The organism is Streptomyces sp. NPDC054840 (assembly GCF_053611065.1).
In genome coordinates, this window is the sequence record NZ_JBSGZP010000553.1 from 1 (window position 1) to 5,109 (window position 5,109).

At 73.2% G+C, this 5,109-nt stretch carries 4 protein-coding genes; 2 read left to right on the plus strand and 2 right to left on the minus strand.

The window, feature by feature from the left end; genetic code table 11:
* Together scy and mce are read right to left on the minus strand one after the other, a co-directional pair.
* A partial coding sequence (gene scy, locus ACWGIU_RS29355; protein ID WP_453710802.1) for a polarized growth protein Scy occupies window positions 1-2,040 on the minus strand: 2,040 nt, incomplete at its 3' end.
* Window positions 2,041-2,231: 191 nt separating this feature from the next.
* Window positions 2,232-2,660, minus strand: a complete 429-nt coding sequence (gene mce, locus ACWGIU_RS29360) for a methylmalonyl-CoA epimerase (RefSeq protein ID WP_008738238.1) — start codon at window positions 2,658-2,660, stop codon at window positions 2,232-2,234.
* A 135-nt stretch (window positions 2,661-2,795) separates the two neighbouring features.
* Between mce and ACWGIU_RS29365 the strand changes: the two genes are divergently transcribed.
* Window positions 2,796-3,995: an acetyl-CoA C-acetyltransferase gene (locus ACWGIU_RS29365; protein ID WP_453710804.1), complete on the plus strand. Its 1,200-nt coding sequence runs from the start codon at window positions 2,796-2,798 to the stop codon at window positions 3,993-3,995.
* 80 nt (window positions 3,996-4,075) lie between these two features.
* Window positions 4,076-5,038 (plus strand): methylmalonyl Co-A mutase-associated GTPase MeaB, encoded by a 963-nt coding sequence (gene meaB, locus ACWGIU_RS29370; protein ID WP_030764054.1) that lies wholly within the window; start codon window positions 4,076-4,078, stop codon window positions 5,036-5,038.
* Window positions 5,039-5,109: the final 71 nt, after the last annotated feature.

The window sequence follows — 5,109 nt, forward strand, 5'->3', positions numbered from 1 at the left end:
GTCCGCGGTCTCCTGGGCCTCGGAGCGCACCCGCTCCGCCTCGACCTCGGCCTCACCGCGCAATCGCACGGCGGCCTGCTCGGCCTCGGCACGCACCCGGCCGGCGTCCTGCGCCGCGTCGGTGCGCAGCTGGTCGGCCTCGGCCTCCGACTGCGCCTGCAGGGTGCGGATCCGCTCCGCCGACTCGGCGCGCAGCCGGTCGTTCTCCTCCGCGGTCTCCCGGCGGATGTTCTCCGCCGCACCGCGGGCGTCACGCAGCGTCTGCTCGGCCGTCGTCAGCCGTGCCTCGGCCTCCGTGTGCAGCCGTACGAGCTCCTCGTCGGCCTCCGCGCGCTTGGCGGCCAGCGCCTGCTCGGTCTCCTGGCGCCGGGCGACCGCCGCCGCGTCGGCCTCGGCGCGTACGCCCTCGGCCTGCTCCTCGGCCTCGGCGCGCAGCCGCTCGGCCTCGGCGCGGGTCCGCTCCAGGGTCTCCTCGGCCTGCCTGCGCAAGGTGCCGGCCCGCTCCACGGCCTCGGCGCGCACCCGCTCGCTCTCGGCGGTCGCGCCACCGCGCAGCTCGTCCGCGTCCGCCTTGGCCTTGCCGAGCAGTTCCTCGGCGGTCCGGGCCGCCTCCTCGATCTGCTGAACGGCCTCGCGGCGGGCCTCGCCGCGGATCCGCTCGCCCTCGGCGACGGCCTCGGCGCGCAGCTGCTCGGCCTCGCCGCGCAGCCGCCGGGCCTCCGACTGGAGCTCGACCGTGCGGGCCCGGTACTCCTCGGTGTCGTCCTTCGCGGCGCCCTTGAGCTCGTCGGCCGTGGTCGCAGCCTGCAGGCGCAGCCGGTCGGCCTCGGTCTCGGCCTCGCGACGGATCCGCTCGGCCTCCTCGGACGCGGCCCGGGTGGTGGCCCGGGCGTCCTCCGAGGCCTTGTTCAGTACGTCCTCGGCCGTGCGGGCGGCCTTCGCCAGCTGTGCCGCCATGTCCTCGGCCGCTGCCGTACGGGCCTGCTGGCCGGCCTCGGTGCGCTGCCGCTCGGCGTCCGCGCGGGCGTCGGCCAAGGCCTGTTCGGCCTCCGCCTTGAGGGCTTCGGCCTCCTTGGTGGCCTCGCCGACCAGCCGGGCGACCTGCTCCTTGGCGGTGCGGGTGCGCTGCTCGTTGACGGACTCCGCCGACGCGAGCTGACGGGCCGCGCTCTCCTTGGCCTCGGCCAGGACCCGCTCGGCCTCGGCACGGGCCTGGCGCAGCGCGGACTCGGCCTCCTGCGCGCGGGACTCGGCCACCCGGCCGAGGTCCATGGTCTGCTGCCGGGTCTGCTCGGCCTCGGCGGTGGTGGTGGAGCGCAGCCGCTCCGCGTGCTCGCTGGCCTCCTGGGCCTGCGAGGAGGCGGCGGTCAGCAGCCGCTCGGCTTCCTTGCGGGCGCGCAGCAGGGTGGCCTCGGCCTCCCCGCGGGCGGCCTCCGCGTCCGCGGCCATCCGGCGCCGGGTCTCCTCGGCGACCCGGGCGGCCTCGGCGCGGGCGGCGTTCAGGGACTGCTCGGCCTCGGCGCGGGACTCCTCCATCAGGCGGCGCGCCTGGGCCTCGGTACGGGCCCGCAGCTGTTCGGCCCAGGCCACGTTCTCGTTGACGTGGGCCTCGACGGTCTGGCGCCGCTCGCCCAGCTCCTGGTCCAGGCGCTGACGGCGGTTGACGGCCTCGGCGTGCAGCTCGGCCTGCAGGCGTGCCTGGTGTTCGGCGTGCTCCTGGAGGATGCGCTGGGTCTGGGCCCGGGCGTCACGAAGCTCGCGCTCGGCGTCGGAACGCATCTGGTCGGCCTGGATCTGGGCATTACGGAGCAGCTGCTCCGCCTGGTAGCCCATGTCCGCGCCGTCGTAGGCGGGGCGGGACGCCAGCGCGCGCCGTACCTCGTGAAGCTTGGCGCGCAGCACCTCGACCTGGTAACCCAGGTCTTCAGCGTGCTGGACGGCCTTCCCGCGCTCCTTCTTCAGCCGCTCCATCTCGGCCTCGAAGCGCGAGAGATGGTCGGCCTCGGCCTGATGGCTCTCCTGGCTTTCGTAGCCCCGCACAGCGCGGTCCCATCCGTCCCCTGGTCGCAAGCTCACTCCCATGAGCATCGCTCGCCCGCTGAACGACGCCCCCGGGGGAATGGTGTCAGATACCGGGGCAGGGATCACAGGCCCCGACCCCGTCTCCGCACCGAACCCCGGCCGAGCCATGGCCACTCTACCGGCCGGGGAATCGGGCCATCAGTGGTCTGTCAGTGCTCGGGGTTCGAGGTGACCAGTTCGGTGAGCACGCCGTGGCAGTCCTTGGGGTGCAGGAAGGTGATGGAGGACCCCATCGATCCGGTGCGGGGCTGGTCGTAGAGGACGCGGACGCCCTTGCCGCGGATGGCCTCGGAGTCGCCCTGGACGTCCTCGGTGCCGAAGGCGATGTGGTGGACGCCCTCGCCGTTCTTGGCCAGCCATTTGCCGACGGCGGAGTCCTCGCGGGTGGGCTCCAGGAGCTGGAGGTAGGAGGCGCCGCCGTCGGACGTCTCGTTGATCTTCAACATGGCCTCGCGGACACCCTGCTCCTCGTTGACCTCGGAGTGGAACACCTCGAAGCCGTACGTGGCACGGTAGAACTCGACAGTCTTGTCCAGGTCGAAGCAGGCGATCCCGATGTGGTCGATTCTTGTCAGCATGGTGACAGTGCACCGCCGAAGGGGGTCGTCACGCAACGTGCGCGCGATCACACCGGCACCCCGGTGACCGCTGAGGTACCGCCCAGTACATTCACGTAAACCCTCGTTCACTCCTCATCCAAGGGGCTGTGCCTCATGTCCGGATCGAACAACACCACTTCTGTGATCGTCGCCGGGGCCCGCACGCCCATGGGACGGCTCCTCGGCTCGCTGAAGTCCTTCTCGGGTGCCGACCTCGGCGGGTTCGCCATCAAGTCCGCGCTGGACCGGGCCGGGATCTCCGGCGACCAGGTGCAGTACGTGATCATGGGCCAGGTGCTCCAGGCCGGCGCGGGCCAGATCCCCGCCCGCCAGGCGGCGGTCAAGGCCGGCATCCCGATGAACGTGCCCGCCCTCACGATCAACAAGGTGTGTCTCTCGGGCCTGGACGCGATCGCGCTGGCCGACCAGCTGATCCGCGCCGGGGAGTTCGACATCGTGGTCGCGGGCGGTCAGGAGTCCATGACCAACGCCCCGCACCTGCTGCCCAAGTCCCGCGAGGGCTACAAGTACGGCGCCGTCGAGATGCTGGACGTGATGGCCTACGACGGCCTGACCGATGCCTTCGAGAACATCGCGATGGGCGAGTCCACCGAGAAGCACAACACCCGCCTGGGCATCGAGCGCGCCCCGCAGGACGAGTTCGCCGCCGCCTCGCACCAGCGGGCCGCGGCCGCGCAGAAGAACGGCGTCTTCGAGGCCGAGATCGTCCCCGTGGAGATCCCGCAGCGCAAGGGCGACCCGGTGATCTTCTCGACGGACGAGGGCATCCGCCCCGAGACCACCGCGGAGTCCCTGGGCAAGCTGCGTCCGGCCTTCGCCAAGGACGGCACGATCACCGCCGGCACCTCCTCGCAGATCAGCGACGGCGCCGCCGCCGTGGTCGTGATGAGCAGGACGAAGGCCGAGGAGCTGGGCCTGGAGTGGATCGCCGAGATCGGCGCCCACGGCAACGTGGCCGGCCCCGACAACTCGCTCCAGTCGCAGCCGTCGAACGCGATCCTCCACGCCCTGAAGAAGGAGGGGCTGGAGGTCTCCGACCTGGACCTCATCGAGATCAACGAGGCCTTCGCGGCGGTGGCCGTGCAGTCAATGAAGGACCTTGGCGTGACCCCGGAAAAGGTGAACGTCAACGGTGGGGCCATTGCCCTGGGCCACCCGATCGGCATGTCCGGGGCCCGTGTGGTGCTGCACCTGGCGCTGGAGCTGAAGCGCCGTGGCGGCGGCGTCGGCGCGGCCGCGCTGTGCGGCGGCGGCGGCCAGGGCGACGCGCTGATCGTCCGCGTCGCCAAGTAGGCACCCGCCGGGCCGCCGGGCCGTGATCTCGGGCCCGGCGGCCCGTACGTACCCGTAAAAGAACCGAGGAGCGCAGCAGTATGACGGCGGTGGACGTCCCCCAGCTGGTGGCCCAGGCCCGTGAGGGCCGGCCGAGAGCGGTGGCCCGGCTGATCTCGCTGGTCGAGGGTGCGTCCCCGCAGCTGCGCGAGGTGATGGCCGCGCTGGCCCCGCTCACGGGCGGGGCGTACGTGGTGGGGCTGACGGGGTCGCCGGGCGTCGGCAAGTCGACCTCGACCTCGGCGCTCGTCTCCGCGTACCGCAAGGCCGGCAAGCGGGTCGGCGTCCTCGCCGTCGACCCGTCCTCGCCCTTCTCGGGCGGGGCCCTGCTCGGCGACCGGGTGCGGATGTCGGACCACGCCTCGGACCCGGGGGTCTACATCCGCTCCATGGCCACCCGCGGCCACCTGGGCGGCCTGGCCTGGGCCGCCCCCCAGGCGATCCGGGTGCTGGACGCGGCCGGCTGCGAGGTGATCCTGGTCGAGACGGTCGGCGTCGGGCAGTCGGAGGTGGAGATCGCCTCGCAGGCCGACACCTCGGTGGTGCTGCTGGCCCCCGGGATGGGTGACGGGATCCAGGCGGCCAAGGCGGGCATCCTGGAGATCGGCGACGTCTACGTGGTCAACAAGGCGGACCGGGACGGCGCGGACGCCACCGCCCGGGAGCTGAACCACATGCTGGGCCTGGGCGAGGCCCGGGGCCGGGACGACTGGCGGCCGCCGATCGTGAAGACGGTCGCGGCCCGCGGCCAGGGCATCGACGAGCTGGTCGAGGCGCTGGAGAAGCACCGGGCGTGGATGGACGAGCGGGGTGTGCTGGCCCAGCGGCGGGCCACCCGTGCGGCCCGGGAGGTCGAGACGATCGCCGTGACGGCGCTGCGGGCGCGAATGGCGGACGTCCACGGCGACGCGCACCTGGACGCCCTGGCCGCCAGGGTGGCCGTGGGCGAGCTGGACCCGTACGCGGCGGCGGACGCGCTGCTGACGACGCTGACGGAGGCCTGAGCCCCCGCCGGGCCCAACGGCTCGGCGGGGAGCGCGTGCGGCGCTCCCCGCCGGTGGCCGGGGGTCAGGAG

What these genes read in the sequence shown, in the direction of transcription:
- mce (WP_008738238.1), bottom strand. Translation starts at nt 2,660, where the DNA reads ATGCTGACAAGAATCGACCACATCGGGATCGCCTGCTTCGACCTGGAC.
- ACWGIU_RS29365 (WP_453710804.1), top strand. Translation starts at nt 2,796, where the DNA reads ATGTCCGGATCGAACAACACCACTTCTGTGATCGTCGCCGGGGCCCGC.
- meaB (WP_030764054.1), top strand. Translation starts at nt 4,076, where the DNA reads ATGACGGCGGTGGACGTCCCCCAGCTGGTGGCCCAGGCCCGTGAGGGC.